This is a genomic window from Streptococcus marmotae, from assembly GCF_001623565.1.
Classification (GTDB): Bacteria; Bacillota; Bacilli; order Lactobacillales; family Streptococcaceae; genus Streptococcus; species Streptococcus marmotae.
Genome location: NZ_CP015196.1, coordinates 580,236 through 593,560, shown reverse-complemented (window position 1 = coordinate 593,560; position 13,325 = coordinate 580,236). Strand labels below are relative to the sequence as shown.

The window sequence follows — 13,325 nt, the reverse complement described above, 5'->3', positions numbered from 1 at the left end:
CACAGTTGATTAGGTTATCTTTGGAGCTTAAAAAGCGAATAAAGATACCAATCAACCACTGCGTCAATCTGTTTTACTAGCTTTGATAAAGGAAGTTGGACTTGAGTTCAGTCTATATGGTGTAATAGTGAAAAAGGAGGAAAGATATGTTTCAGTTTTTGACTTTCTTGTATGTTACCTTGTCATTTTTGGCTGCTTTATGGATGAAAGAGCGAATTTCTGCACTCTGGCGACTGGTTTATGCAATGCCAGTCTCTCTGGTGTCTCTGGCTTTGCTAGGGCAATTTACCAGAGTTGTCAGTCAGGGAGTGTTCATTACTAGCTTAGTCCTTCTTTGGTTCATTCGTCCTTTAGTAGAAAAATTTGTTTTTGGTCAGATGCACCTATCTCACTTTGTTGTCCACGGTCTCATCAGTCTGTTGCTCGTATTGGGATTATTCTTTTTCTAAAAATAACTGTTCAATGTAGCTTTTTTGCCGTGGAATGACGAGTTGGGTTTCTAAAAAGTTCGGAAGGTCTGCTGGTGCCACCCAGACGAAATCACTTGTTTCTCCGTCTTGGAGAGTAATCGTATCTTTTTTGCTATCAACCTTCGCCCAAAAGAGGTCAAAGATACACTGGTCATCGTGGGCCACAAAGTGGTGGTAATGAATGAGCTGATCAGTCTGTAGATGGATACCGGTTTCTTCTGCAATTTCACGCAGAATAGCTGTTTCAGAACTTTCGCCAAGTAGGGCAGAGCCGCCTGTGGTTGCTTCATAGTAATGAGGGTAGGAGGCTTTTTTGCCGTCTCGTTGCATGAATAAGATACTGCCGTCCGTATGAACGAGGATGCATTCCACGACCAGGTGGTAAAGGCCTTGAGGGATTGCTTTTCCTCGCTCTAGGATATGCTCTGTCTTTTGTCCGTTTGCCAAGTAGGCGTTCCAGTATTCTGCCATGTTTTGCTCCTCATTTTTTAGTCTAAAAATAGGATACCATAAATTCTTCAAAAAATTTCACAAAGACGCGAAAAAGGGCATAACTAAGCAGTTTATTGGCTTTTTTAAAAAATATGGTATAATAGAAGTAATTTTGAAAGATGGAGTTAGATTTTGAAGAAAACGTATCGTGTGAAGCGTGAACGTGATTTTAACGATATTTTTACACAGGGTAAGAATGTGGCCAATCGGAAGTTTGTTGTCTACCGATTAGCGAAAGAACAAGCGCATTTCCGAGTCGGTTTATCTGTCAGTAAAAAATTGGGAAATGCAGTAACGCGAAATAAAATTAAACGTAAAATCCGGCATGTTTTGATAGAAAGCGCTCCTTATCTAGCAACGGATGATTTTGTAGTCATTGCTCGTAAAGGGGTGGAAAATCTATCCTATCACGAAATAAAACAAAATCTTCTACATGTTTTGAAACTAGCTAATTTATACCAGGAAGGTGTTTCGCTTGAAAAAGAACATTAAATGGGCGAGCTTACTCACCCTGTCCTTGCTCTTACTGACAGCTTGTGGCAGAGGAGATGTAACCAGCCAATCGACCGATGCTTGGGAACGACTGATTTATTGGTTTGCAAGCATCATTCAGTTATTGTCAATTAATGGACAATTGGGAATAGGGATTATCCTCTTTACCATTCTCGTTCGGACTTTACTCTTGCCACTTTTCCAAATGCAGATGACCTCTTCTCGGAAGATGCAGGAATTGCAACCCCAGTTACGAGCTCTTCAAGAGCAGTATCCAGGAAAAGATTTGGAAAGTAGACAACTTCTGACAGAAGCTACTCAGAAGCTTTATAAGGATAATGGCGTTAAAATGTCTGCATCCATGATTCCTGTCTTTATCCAGATGCCCATCTTACTTGCCCTCTATCAAGCGTTGACGAGGGTGCCAGAACTGAGAGTTGGACATTTCCTTTGGCTAAACCTTGGAGCAACAGATCCATATTACATCTTGCCTATTTTGGCCACTGGTCTTACTTTCTTAAGTATGTGGTTAAGTAATAAGGCCGCGCCAGAACGCAATGGTGCGATGACGGTCATGATGTATGCCATGCCCGTGCTCATTTTGGTATTTGCCCTTACGGCAGCAAGTGGTGTTACCCTCTACTGGACGGTATCAAATGCCTACCAAGTCTTCCAAATCTTGGCCTTGAACAATCCCTTTAAAATCATTGCAGAACGTCAAGCAAAAATCGAAGCCGAACGGGAACGTCAGGCTAAGATTCGCAAAGCTCAGAAAAAAGCACGCAAAAAGAAATAGGATATTAGGAGAGAGAAGATGAAATTTACAGGAGCAACAGTTGAAGAAGCAATCCAAAATGGATTAGCAGAGTTGAATATTCCTCGCAAAAGAGCGCATATTACTGTACTTGCCCGTGAGAAGAAAGGTTTCCTAGGTTTTGGAAAACAACCTGCAAAGGTGGATATTGATGTTATCAATGAAACGACCGTTGTCAAGGCTAATCAAAAAGCAGTACGTGGTGTGCCAAGTGAAGTTAATGAACTGAATGAACCGGTCAAAAGTGTATCAGAAGCAACGGTTGATCTTGGCAAAGTTGTCGCAGCTGTAAAAGAATTTGAAAAATCTGGTCAGCACTTGGAAGATGCAGTCAAGGAGAAAATTTTAAAAAATAAAAAAGATCCTAAGACGATTTTAGCGGAAACAGGTCGCATTGAAATTATCAAAGATGAAGACTTGCTTGACCAAACGGCCGCTGAAACGGAGACGACAAGTTTTGAAGATTTGGATATTAAGGTTGAGCAACAGTATGATATTGATCAAGTGGTTGTTGAAGTTTCAGACTATATCCAAGAAATCTTGGATGATATGGACGTGGAAGCGCGCATTGAATCAACACACAATCGCCGAACCATCAATCTTCAAGTTGACACAGACGAGCCAGGTCGCGTGATTGGTTATCATGGGAAGGTCTTGAAGTCCTTGCAACTATTGGCGCAAAATTTCCTCTATAACCGCTATGAACGTAATTTTTATATCACTATTAATGTCAATGACTATGTGGAACATCGTGCAGAAGTCTTACAAGGCTACGCTCAAAAGCTAGCTGAGCGGGTGTTAGAAGAGCAAGAAGCTTATCATACTGACCCAATGTCAAGTAGCGAACGGAAAATTATCCACCGCATTATTTCCAAAATGGACGGTTTGACCAGTTATTCAGAAGGTAATGAGCCGAATCGCTATGTCGTGGTCGATATTGATGGAAAACAAGATTAAAGGGAATAGAAGTTGAGCAGTAGTGCTTGGCTTCTTATTTTTTGCTCTATTTTCCTGAAAATTTCTTGTATTTCCGACGTATTTTCATAAAAAGAGGGTAAATTCTCCAATTTTAGAGGAATGTTGAGCGAGAATAACTTGACAAAGCTAGTAGAATCAGATAGAATAGTTAGGTATGTTTAGTAACTGATCAAAACTAGCCGGCTAAACGAATACAAAATCTATGAGGAGGTATTCATCGTGAAACGTACTTTTCAACCAAGTAAAATCCGTCGCGCACGCAAACACGGATTCCGTAACCGTATGTCAACTAAAAACGGCCGTCGCGTGTTAGCAGCTCGTCGTCGTAAAGGACGCAAAGTGCTTGCAGTGGCATAATAAAATGATAAAAAGCCAGCAGAAACTCGAGTCTGTTGGTTTTTTTGTCGTAAAAACGGTATAATAGAATAAATGAGTTTGCGGGTGTCATACTCGTCAACATTCAAAATCTGACGTTGCTAACTTGCTTTGCTTCAACAGTCCAGCGGACTGTTGAAGGTTGGAAATAGGAGTGGGTCTCAATCGTGATTTCGAAGAAATCGATTTACCTCACTTCTTTATTTCTGGATTAGTTTAGCCCCACCCCCGCAAGGTTGGAAATAGAGCTAGCGAAATGTTCGCTAGCCTCTTCTGCTAGAATGTTGATTTATCAATGTTTTACAAACCAGATAATCCTCGCTTTCGAATTTCTAAGCTCAGGTATCAATCGTCACTCCCCTGACTATTGATATGCGTCAAACTGTTAAAGCTATAAAAGAAGCAAGATTGGGCACTTTTGTCTCAGCCTCCTAGTCAGATTGTGATTTTGATAGAGTATCACTAGTTCATTGAAATGATTATTTTGTTGGTATTTGAACATAGTCATATCTTAGAGAAACCGCGAAAGAAGTGAGCCTAAAATGATATTTTTTAGACCGAGGATTAAAAATGACGGTTGCAGATTGTGCTCGTATGATCTCAGAAACTAGCAAAAAGAAGAAAGAATATGATTGGGTAACTACCAAAATTATAGGAGAAAAAGATGATTCAGATTTTTGACACCCATACCCACTTAAATGTGGAAGAGTTTGAAGGGCGTATTGAGGAAGAATTGCAATTAGCCAAAGAAATGGGTGTAACACGAATGAATGTAGTGGGGTTTGATCGGCCGACGATTGAACGTGCCCTAGACTTGGCAGAGCGCTATGAGCAGGTCTATGCGACCATTGGTTGGCATCCGACAGAAGCTGCTAGTTACACGGATGAGGTGGAGCAGTTTTTGCGAGAGCGTCTTACTCATGAAAAAGTCATTGCTTTAGGTGAGATTGGCTTGGATTATCATTGGATGACAGCGCCTAAAGAGGTGCAGGAGCAGGTGTTCCGCCGGCAGATTGCCTTGGCCAAAGAAGTAGGTCTCCCCTTTGTTGTCCATACTCGGAATGCTTTGCAGGATACTTATGCCATCATCAAGAGTGAGGGGGTGGGCTCTCGTGGTGGGATTATGCATTCTTACTCTGGTTCTTTGGAAATGGCAGAGCGGTTTATCGAGCTTGGGATGACCATTTCTTTTTCAGGAGTTGTCACCTTTAAGAAGGCCCTAGACATCCAAGAAGCTGCACTTCATTTGCCACTTGATAAGATTTTGGTAGAAACAGACGCACCGTATCTAGCTCCTGTTCCTAAGCGTGGGAGGGAAAATCGTACAGCCTATACCCGCTATGTGGTGGAGAAGATTGCAGAGCTCCGTAGCTTGTCTGTGGAAGAAGTGGCCAATAGAACCTACGCTAATGCACAAGAGTTGTTTGGGTTAAAAGACTGATATGAAGCGGAAAATAGCAGAAATTATCGTAGTCGAAGGTCGAGATGATACGGCTAACCTCAAACGGTTTTACGAAGTAGAAACCTACGAAACCAGAGGGTCGGCCATTTCGCAGGAGGATCTTGAGCGGATCAAGCGCTTGAATGACTTACATGGAGTGATTGTTTTTACAGATCCGGACTTTAACGGGGAGCGGATTCGCAAGATGATCATGGCAGCTGTTCCAACGGCAAAACATGCCTTCTTAAACCGAGATGAGGCGGCTCCCAGTTCTAAAACCAAGGGAAAATCGCTCGGGATTGAACATGCTGCTTTTGAGGATTTGGATCGGGCACTCTCACAGGTGCTGGATGTAGCGGAGAAACAATCGAGTTTTGACATCACACGGAGTGATTTGATTCGTTTAGGCTTTCTTGCAGGCTTAGACAGCCGCAAACGCAGGGAATACCTTGGAGAACAGCTCCGTATTGGCTATACCAATGGCAAGCAACTTTTGAAACGCCTTGAGATGTTTGGCATTTCTTTGGCGGAAGTGGAAGAGGTTATGGAGGGGTATGAGTAAGAAAGTGATACTATTGCGTGGTGTAACGCCGACAGGGCAAAATCGCATTCCCAAGATGTCTTATCTTGTAGAAATTTTACAAAAAGTAGGATTTGAAGAAGTCAAAACATATATTCAAAGTGGGAATATCGTGTTACAGACCACGAAGTCAGACGAAGAAATCAAGCAGACTGTTCACGATGTGATACGTGAGAAGATTGGGGCTGATTTGGCGGTAGTTGTTAAAACACCCCAGCAATTGGAAAGGGCGGCGGCTGAACAGCCCTTTGATGATTCACACGACAGAACTAGGATTCATTTGGTTTTTACAAATGACACTATTGCCCAAACTAAACTCGACAAACTGCTTCAGGAGGATTTTGGCGATGAGAAGCTGGTTCAAGGAAGCGAATGCCTGTACTTGTATCTGCCACGTGATGCGAAAAAGAAACGGTTGTACACCAATTATCTCGAAAAATATTTGGGCAGTACCATGACGGCACGCAAACTGAGTGTCGTAGAACGATTGATGAATATGTAAGGAACTGAGAAAAATTTGATTGCCTCGTTCTTTATGGGCTTACTATCTAAAGAAAGGAATTGAATACGAGCTAAAAGTGTCGAGAAAATAGTGGCTTTTTAGTTTGTATGTACTTTTAGAAACAGAAAGGAACTGAACCCGGGCTACGGCCTGTGCCCAAAAGATAGTTTTTTTGTAGATGCCAGCATCTCCGTACAAAAACTCCTATTTTGGCTTTGTCCGTTTTACGCCCTTGGTATCTTATATGAGAATTGCAGATTATAGTGTGACGCGCGCGATTTTGGAGCGTCATGGTTTTACGTTTAAGAAGTCCTTTGGTCAGAATTTTTTGACGGACACAAATATTTTACAGAAGATTGTAGATACGGCTGAGATTGATGAGTCGGTCAATGTGATTGAAATTGGGCCAGGAATTGGGGCCTTGACAGAATTTTTGGCAGAGCGGGCAGCGGAGGTCATGGCTTTTGAAATTGATGACCGACTGGTGCCGATTTTGGCTGATACACTGCGTGATTTTGACAATGTGACGGTGGTCAATCAGGATATTTTAAAGACCAATTTGGTAGAGCATATCAAGCAGTTTAAAAATCCTGAGCTACCGATTAAGGTAGTGGCCAATCTTCCTTACTACATCACGACTCCGATTTTGATGCATTTGATTGAAAGTGGAATTCCATTTAGCGAATTTGTCGTGATGATGCAACGGGAGGTAGCGGACCGGATTTCTGCTGAGGCCAATACCAAGGCTTATGGCAGCTTGTCTATTGCGGTGCAGTATTATATGACCGCTAAAGTAGCCTTTATCGTGCCACGCACGGTTTTTGTCCCTGCTCCAAATGTGGATAGTGCGATTTTGAAAATGACCAGACGTCCAGAGCCTGCGGTCGCAGTGACGGACGAAAAATTCTTTTTCAAGGTGGCAAAGGCTAGCTTTACCCACCGTCGCAAGACCTTGTGGAATAATCTGACCAGTTATTTTGGAAAGGCAGATGGGGTTAAAGAAAAGTTGGAAGCAGCGATTGCGTCAGCAGGTTTACGGTCATCAGTACGCGGTGAGGCTCTTACTTTGGCAGATTTTGCTCGCTTGAGTGATGCGCTGAAAGCAGCGGGGTTAGGATAGGAGAATACTGGGAACGAGGCTAGGGTTGGCTTCGTTTTTCTTTGATTTTACTAGCTAATATGGGCTATTTTGCCTGATTTTTGATATAATAAGAGCAAGTATATGCAATGAAATGGTGATTAGGAAGAATCGGCTTGCTAATCGCTAAAACTGGAAATAAAAGGAGCAGATTTGCAAGGTATTATTATGAAAGCCCTTGCTGGATTTTACTACGTAGAGTCCGGCGGGCAGATTTATCAGACACGAGCGCGTGGGAATTTTCGAAAAAAAGGGCAAACGCCTTACGTGGGAGATATTGTCGACTTTTCTGCAGAAGAGCAGTCAGAGGGTTATATTTTAAAGATTTATGAGCGCAAAAACAGCTTGGTACGACCGCCAATTGTCAATATTGATCAGGCAGTTGTTATCATGTCAGCCAAAGAGCCTGATTTCAATGCCAATCTCTTGGATCGCTTCCTAGTCTTGCTAGAGCAGAAAGATATGATGCCAATCATTTACATCTCAAAGATGGATTTGCTGGAAAAGCAAGACGAGTTGGACGGTTATCGTGCGATTTATGAGCAAATCGGCTATCATTTTGTTTCCAGTTTGGAGGAATTAATACCTCTCTTGAAGGATAAGGTAACGGTATTTATGGGGCAGACAGGGGTTGGTAAATCGACCTTGCTCAATAAAATTGCACCAGAATTGCAATTGGAAACAGGTACAATCTCAGATAGTTTGGGTCGGGGACGCCATACGACACGAGCTGTCAGCTTCTATAACGTTTATGGTGGAAAAATTGCTGATACTCCGGGATTTTCTTCGCTCGATTACGAAGTAAAAGAGGCAGAGGCACTGAATGATTGTTTTCCAGAAATTGCCAAGGAAAGTCAAGCTTGTAAATTTCGGACCTGCACCCATACGCATGAGCCAGATTGCGCTGTCAAGCCTGCTGTGGAAAAACAGGTGATTTCCCAAAGTCGCTACGACAATTATCTGCAATTTTTATCGGAAATTCAAAATGTGCGTGAAACCTATAAAAAAGTCAGTAAAAAAATGAAATAGAAAGTTGGAATTCCTATGTCACATTATAAAATTGCTCCCTCGATCCTTGCTGCGGATTATGCGAATTTTGAAGCAGAATTGAAACGTCTTGAGGCAACTGGTGTGGAGTATGTCCATATTGATATTATGGATGGGCATTTTGTCCCCAATATCTCATTTGGTGCGGATGTGGTAGCTGCAATGCGCCCACATAGCAAGCTAGTTTTTGATTGCCATCTGATGGTGTCTAATCCAGAGCAGCATATTGAGAATTTTGCGCGTGCAGGTGCAGATATTGTGACCATTCATGCGGAAGCGACCCAACATCTTCATGGAGCCTTGCAAAAAATTCGTGCTACAGGTATGAAAGCAGGTGCCGTTATCAACCCAGGAACACCTGTCGTGTTGATTGAACCGGTCTTGCATATGGTAGATCAGGTATTATTGATGACAGTCAATCCAGGTTTTGGTGGCCAAGCCTATCTTCCTGAAGTAGCAGAAAAAATAGCGGAAGTAGCACGTTTGCGTGAGAAAAAGGGCTTGTCATTTGATATTGAAGTAGATGGTGGCATTGACAACAAGACGATTGTATCTGCGAAAGAAGCAGGGGCAAATGTCTTTGTGGCAGGTTCCTACTTGTTTAAGGGAGACTTGCAAGCAAATGTTACGACCTTGAAAGCAGCTCTCCATGATTAATATTGCTCTTGTTGCAGGGGGAGATAGAGGAGCTATTTCGCCTGATTACGATTTTTTTGTTGGAGTGGACAGGGGGGCGCTTCATCTTTTGGAGCAAGAGTTGCCTCTTGATATGGCAGTGGGTGATTTTGATTCGGTGACGGATGAGGAGCGCAAGCGTATTGCCCAAACTGCGGGAGTTTTTGTGCAGGCACCGGCAGAAAAAGATGATACAGATTTGGAACTGGCGCTGAAAGAAGTCTTCGCACGTTATCAAGGAGCAACTGTCACCATTTTTGGAGCGTTTGGTGGCCGTTTGGATCACATGATGAGCAATCTCTTTCTCGCTAGTGAACCGGCATTAGCACCGTATATGCGGCAGATTGAGCTAGTGGATGATGTGAACATTGTCCGCTTTTATCCAGCAGGACAGTATACAATTGCTCCGATTGAGGGAATGACCTATGTGTCCTTTATGCCGTCTGATGACAGTCGCTTGAGTATCTCTCATGCCAAATATCCCTTGAATGAGAGCAATTATTTTTTCAAAAAATGTTACAGCAGTAATGAATTTATCGGAAAAGAAATCGAATTTACAATAGATAAAGGGTATGTTGTGCTCATCTATAGTCGAGATAGGAGGTAAAATGGCGGATATCCTAGCCTTTGTAGCAATAATGGTTTCAGTGTTTACGTTGTTCCGTCTAGAGCAACACATGAAGCGCTTATCGATACAATCAGAAGATATGGCAGACCATCTGTCAGACCAGCTCACCTATCTTTTAGATCAAAAAAATCAACAGACTCTTGCCCAGCAACAAGTTCTACATCAGGATATGACTGATTTACGTAGGGAGTTGTACCAACAATTGACAGTCCTGCGGCAGGAAATGCACCAGTTACTGTCGCAGAACCGTGATGTGTCAGACCAGCGTTTACAGGCTATTCAGGCTTCGAATGAGAAGCGACTGGAAGAAATGCGTCAGACGGTCGAGGAAAAGTTAGAACAAACCTTGCAAACTCGCTTGCAAGCCTCATTTGAAACGGTATCAAAGCAATTGGAATCCGTTAACCGTGGTCTTGGAGAAATGCAGACGGTAGCGCGCGATGTTGGAGCACTCAACAAAATTCTCTCAAATACTAAAACGCGTGGGATTATGGGCGAGTTGCAATTGGGACAAATTATCGAAGATATTTTAACACCCTCCCAATACGAACGAGAATTTGCTACAGTAGCAGGTTCTAATGAGCGGGTAGAATATGCGATTAAATTACCGGGGCATACGAAAGAGGATGCGGTTTACCTTCCTATTGACTCCAAGTTTCCGCTGGCAGATTACTATCGTTTAGAAGATGCGTATGAGGCGGGTGACAAGGAGCAGATTGAGTTGCACCGTAAACATCTCTTAGCTTCTGTCAAACGCTTTGCTAAGGATATTCAGCAGAAGTACTTGAATCCACCAGCAACGACGAATTTTGGGATTCTCTTTTTACCGACAGAAGGTCTGTATTCTGAAGTGGTTCGTAATCCGATTTTCTTTGATGAACTGCGGCGGGCAGAGCATATTGTGGTGGCAGGGCCGTCAACCTTATCTGCCCTCTTGAATTCCTTATCTGTCGGATTTAAGACATTGAATATCCAGAGGTCTGCTGATGACATCAGTAAGGTTCTGGGGAATGTCAAGTCAGAATTTGGCAAATTTGGGACAGTATTGATGAAGGCTCAGCGTCATTTACAGCATGCCTCAGGTAATCTAGACGACCTCTTGACACGGCGGACCAATGCGATTGAGCGTACCCTGCGCCATATTGAATTACCAGATGATACGGACTCGTTTACCCTATTGAATTTCCAGGAGGAAGGGGAAGAAGATGAAAATTAACCAAATGAAAAAAGATGAGCTCTTTGAAGGCTTTTATCTGATTAAGACAGCTGATGTTCGGCAGACAAGGGCTGGAAAAGATTATCTTGCCTTGACTTTCCAAGATGATACTGGAGAGATTGAAGGAAAAATATGGGATGCCCAACCAGGAAAGATTAAAGATTTTACGGCAGGTACTGTCGTCCACATGCAGGGGCGGCGTGAAGTATACAACAATACACCTCAGGTAAATCAAATTATCTTAAGGTTACCAAAACCGGGTGAGCCGTCTGATCCGGCGGATTTCAAGGAAAAGCCACCTGTCAATGTAGAAGATACGCGCAAGTATTTAAGTCAGATGATGTTTCAGATTGAAAATGCTGTCTGGCAACGTATTGTACGTGCCTTATATAGCAAGTATGACCAGGAATTTTATTCTTATCCAGCTGCTAAAACGAACCATCATGCCTTTTACTCAGGTCTATCTTTTCACACAGCAACCATGGTTCGCTTGGCAGATAAGATTGGAGACATTTATCCCCGGCTCAATAAGAGTTTGTTGTTCGCAGGAATTATGCTACACGATTTAGCCAAGGTCATTGAATTATCTGGTCCTGACAATACCAACTACACCGTACGAGGCAATCTTATCGGTCATATTTCTCTGATTGACGAGGAGATTACCAAGGTACTAATCGAGTTAGGAATCGATGATACCAAGGAAGAAGTGACAGTTTTACGCCATGTTATTCTTAGTCATCATGGCTTACTTGAATATGGCAGTCCTGTTCGTCCGCAGATTATGGAAGCAGAAATTCTCCATATGATTGACAATATCGATGCGGAGATGATGATGATGTTAACAGCCTTGGATAAGGTGGGACCGGGGGAAATGACCAGTCGAATCTTTGCCATGGACAATCGTGCTTTCTATAAACCAGATATTGACTGAATAGATAGCTAATCAAATGACTGATTCGGTTAGAATACAAAATAATGCAACTTGCTAGATGTAGAGTATCAATAAAATACGAAAAAAACGGGCTAATGCATAAAAAAAGTTCGTTTTTTCCTTTTTTATGATATAATATTAAAAAAGCAAAGAAGGAATCGACTATGAAATTAAGAAGAAGTGAACGAATGGTTGTCATCTCTCATTATCTCATCAATCACCCTTATGAATTGACAAGTTTAAATATGTTTGCAGAGAAGTATAGTTCTGCCAAATCGTCGATTTCAGAGGATATTGCCATTATTAAAAAAGCCTTTGAAGAAAGTGCGATTGGGCATATTGAAACCATTACAGGGGCAAGTGGTGGTGTCATTTTTACTCCTTCGATTTCAGAGGAAGAGTCTCTTACAATTGCCGAAGAATTACGGGGGCAGATGGCGGAAAGTAGCCGGATTTTACCAGGTGGTTATATCTATTCTTCTGACTTGCTTTCAACCCCTCATATTTTGAAAAATGTCGGACGTATTATTGCAAATAGCTTCAAGGATGAGCAAATTGATGCAGTGATGACGGTTGCGACAAAAGGAGTTCCGTTAGCCAATGCGGTTGCCAATGTCTTGAATGTTCCTTTTGTCATTGTGCGACGTGATTTAAAGATTACAGAAGGCTCAACGGTTTCTGTCAACTACGTTTCAGGCTCTAGCGATCGAATTGAAAAAATGTTTCTGTCTAAACGCAGTCTTAAGGCTGGTAGCCGTGTCTTGATTGTCGATGATTTCTTAAAAAATGGTGGAACCATTAACGGGATGATCAGCCTCTTATCAGAATTTGACAGTAGCTTAGCTGGTGTAGCCGTTTTTGCAGAAAACCAAAAAGGAGCCCGCAATGTAGCAAATTACAAGTCATTGCTTGCTGTTACCAACATTGATGTCAAAGAAAATAAGGTTGATGTTGAATTGGGCAATATTTTTAAATGAGGATACGTTGATACTCGTCAAAAATCAAAATGTGATTAGACAACGAAACTGTAGGTAATTGCAATAGCTGATAGCCTTGCAATCTGGGGAATGGGATTCAATCGTGATCTCGTAGAAATCGATTTTGTCAACTTCACTTTCTCAGTTCTGAGCTCAAGTATTAACAGTCCACTGGACTGTCCTCGCTCTCTAGTTTCTAAGCTCGGATATTGACAGTCACTCCCTGACTGTCAATATCCGCATGTTGACTAGCTTCCACAATTGAGAATTGTGGAAGGCTGGAAATAGAACGAGCGTAGCTCGTTCCTTGCAATTGAGAATGGTGAACGGTTGGAAATAGGGCTAGCAAAGAATTGTTCGCTAGCCTCTTTTATTAGAATGCTGAATCATCAACGTTTTACAAACCAGACAATCTTCGCTGTTTGATTTCCAAACTCAGGTATCAATCGTCCCTCTCCTGATTATTGATATAAGTCAAACTGCTCAATCTATAAAAATAATGAGGTTAGGGACTTTGTCCTAGCCTATTTTTTATAGTTTAGCAAGGTAAGTGAACAACGCAATAAGCC

Annotated in this window: 16 protein-coding genes and 1 pseudogene; 15 read left to right on the top strand and 2 right to left on the bottom strand. The window is 42.2% G+C overall.

Annotated features, from left to right (window positions below; translation table 11 throughout):
- Positions 1-146 precede the first annotated feature (146 nt).
- Positions 147-449 carry a hypothetical protein gene (locus A4H00_RS03005; RefSeq protein ID WP_067087114.1) on the top strand — a complete coding sequence of 101 codons (303 nt, stop codon included), beginning with the start codon at positions 147-149 and terminating at the stop codon, positions 447-449.
- Here the strand turns inward: A4H00_RS03005 and A4H00_RS03000 are convergent.
- On the bottom strand, positions 435-941 hold the full coding sequence (locus tag A4H00_RS03000) for an NUDIX hydrolase (RefSeq protein ID WP_067087111.1): 507 nt from the start codon (positions 939-941) through the stop codon (positions 435-437). The two genes, A4H00_RS03005 and A4H00_RS03000, sit on opposite strands and share 15 nt — an antisense overlap.
- A gap of 153 nt (positions 942-1,094) precedes the next feature.
- Here A4H00_RS03000 and rnpA point away from each other — a divergent pair, with 153 nt between their 5' ends.
- From rnpA to purR, 14 genes and pseudogenes are all read left to right on the top strand, one after another.
- Positions 1,095-1,454: a ribonuclease P protein component gene (rnpA, locus tag A4H00_RS02995; protein WP_067087108.1), complete on the top strand. Its 360-nt coding sequence runs from the start codon at positions 1,095-1,097 to the stop codon at positions 1,452-1,454.
- Entirely contained in the window at positions 1,438-2,250 is an 813-nt protein-coding gene (locus A4H00_RS02990; RefSeq protein ID WP_067087106.1) for a YidC/Oxa1 family membrane protein insertase, read from the top strand. The genes rnpA and A4H00_RS02990 overlap by 17 nt, the downstream gene beginning before the upstream one ends.
- Positions 2,251-2,268: 18 nt before the next feature.
- Positions 2,269-3,225 (top strand): RNA-binding cell elongation regulator Jag/EloR, encoded by a 957-nt coding sequence (gene jag, locus A4H00_RS02985; protein WP_067087103.1) that lies wholly within the window; start codon positions 2,269-2,271, stop codon positions 3,223-3,225.
- A 240-nt stretch (positions 3,226-3,465) separates the two neighbouring features.
- Entirely contained in the window at positions 3,466-3,603 is a 138-nt protein-coding gene (rpmH, locus tag A4H00_RS02980; protein WP_018368178.1) for a 50S ribosomal protein L34, read from the top strand.
- A 685-nt stretch (positions 3,604-4,288) separates the two neighbouring features.
- Positions 4,289-5,062, top strand: a complete 774-nt coding sequence (locus A4H00_RS02975) for a TatD family hydrolase (protein WP_067091419.1) — start codon at positions 4,289-4,291, stop codon at positions 5,060-5,062.
- Position 5,063: 1 nt separating this feature from the next.
- Positions 5,064-5,624 (top strand): ribonuclease M5, encoded by a 561-nt coding sequence (gene rnmV, locus A4H00_RS02970; protein ID WP_067087101.1) that lies wholly within the window; start codon positions 5,064-5,066, stop codon positions 5,622-5,624.
- Positions 5,617-6,144 (top strand): DUF1697 domain-containing protein, encoded by a 528-nt coding sequence (locus A4H00_RS02965; RefSeq protein ID WP_067087098.1) that lies wholly within the window; start codon positions 5,617-5,619, stop codon positions 6,142-6,144. The genes rnmV and A4H00_RS02965 overlap by 8 nt, the downstream gene beginning before the upstream one ends.
- Before the next feature lie 244 nt (positions 6,145-6,388).
- A complete protein-coding gene (gene rsmA / locus A4H00_RS02960; protein ID WP_067091416.1) occupies positions 6,389-7,264 on the top strand; it encodes a 16S rRNA (adenine(1518)-N(6)/adenine(1519)-N(6))-dimethyltransferase RsmA in 876 nt (291 codons plus the stop codon).
- 171 nt (positions 7,265-7,435) lie between these two features.
- Positions 7,436-8,311, top strand: a complete 876-nt coding sequence (gene rsgA, locus A4H00_RS12070) for a ribosome small subunit-dependent GTPase A (protein ID WP_067087095.1) — start codon at positions 7,436-7,438, stop codon at positions 8,309-8,311.
- 15 nt (positions 8,312-8,326) lie between these two features.
- Positions 8,327-8,986: a ribulose-phosphate 3-epimerase gene (gene rpe, locus A4H00_RS12065; protein WP_067087092.1), complete on the top strand. Its 660-nt coding sequence runs from the start codon at positions 8,327-8,329 to the stop codon at positions 8,984-8,986.
- Positions 8,979-9,611 carry a thiamine diphosphokinase gene (locus A4H00_RS02945; RefSeq protein WP_067087090.1) on the top strand — a complete coding sequence of 211 codons (633 nt, stop codon included), beginning with the start codon at positions 8,979-8,981 and terminating at the stop codon, positions 9,609-9,611. The genes rpe and A4H00_RS02945 overlap by 8 nt, the downstream gene beginning before the upstream one ends.
- Positions 9,612-9,828: 217 nt before the next feature.
- A pseudogene (locus A4H00_RS02940) lies at positions 9,829-10,848 on the top strand (DNA recombination protein RmuC); the annotation flags it as partial.
- On the top strand, positions 10,838-11,779 hold the full coding sequence (locus A4H00_RS02935) for a 3'-5' exoribonuclease YhaM family protein (protein WP_067087083.1): 942 nt from the start codon (positions 10,838-10,840) through the stop codon (positions 11,777-11,779). The pseudogene A4H00_RS02940 and the gene A4H00_RS02935, both read left to right, overlap by 11 nt.
- A gap of 164 nt (positions 11,780-11,943) precedes the next feature.
- Positions 11,944-12,756, top strand: coding sequence for a pur operon repressor (gene purR / locus A4H00_RS02930; RefSeq protein ID WP_067087081.1), 813 nt, complete (start codon positions 11,944-11,946; stop codon positions 12,754-12,756).
- 196 nt (positions 12,757-12,952) lie between these two features.
- Here purR and A4H00_RS11805 read toward each other — a convergent pair whose 3' ends face one another.
- Positions 12,953-13,105: a hypothetical protein gene (locus tag A4H00_RS11805; RefSeq protein ID WP_157770976.1), complete on the bottom strand. Its 153-nt coding sequence runs from the start codon at positions 13,103-13,105 to the stop codon at positions 12,953-12,955.
- Positions 13,106-13,325 lie beyond the last annotated feature (220 nt).

Bases quoted from the DNA above. Each gene is read 5' to 3' on its own strand.
- A4H00_RS02935 (WP_067087083.1), top strand. From the start codon at position 10,838: ATGAAAATTAACCAAATGAAAAAAGATGAGCTCTTTGAAGGCTTTTAT.
- A4H00_RS03000 (WP_067087111.1), bottom strand. From the start codon at position 941: ATGGCAGAATACTGGAACGCCTACTTGGCAAACGGACAAAAGACAGAG.
- rsmA (WP_067091416.1), top strand. From the start codon at position 6,389: ATGAGAATTGCAGATTATAGTGTGACGCGCGCGATTTTGGAGCGTCAT.
- rnmV (WP_067087101.1), top strand. From the start codon at position 5,064: ATGAAGCGGAAAATAGCAGAAATTATCGTAGTCGAAGGTCGAGATGAT.
- rpe (WP_067087092.1), top strand. From the start codon at position 8,327: ATGTCACATTATAAAATTGCTCCCTCGATCCTTGCTGCGGATTATGCG.
- A4H00_RS02965 (WP_067087098.1), top strand. From the start codon at position 5,617: ATGAGTAAGAAAGTGATACTATTGCGTGGTGTAACGCCGACAGGGCAA.
- A4H00_RS02945 (WP_067087090.1), top strand. From the start codon at position 8,979: ATGATTAATATTGCTCTTGTTGCAGGGGGAGATAGAGGAGCTATTTCG.
- A4H00_RS03005 (WP_067087114.1), top strand. From the start codon at position 147: ATGTTTCAGTTTTTGACTTTCTTGTATGTTACCTTGTCATTTTTGGCT.
- jag (WP_067087103.1), top strand. From the start codon at position 2,269: ATGAAATTTACAGGAGCAACAGTTGAAGAAGCAATCCAAAATGGATTA.
- purR (WP_067087081.1), top strand. From the start codon at position 11,944: ATGAAATTAAGAAGAAGTGAACGAATGGTTGTCATCTCTCATTATCTC.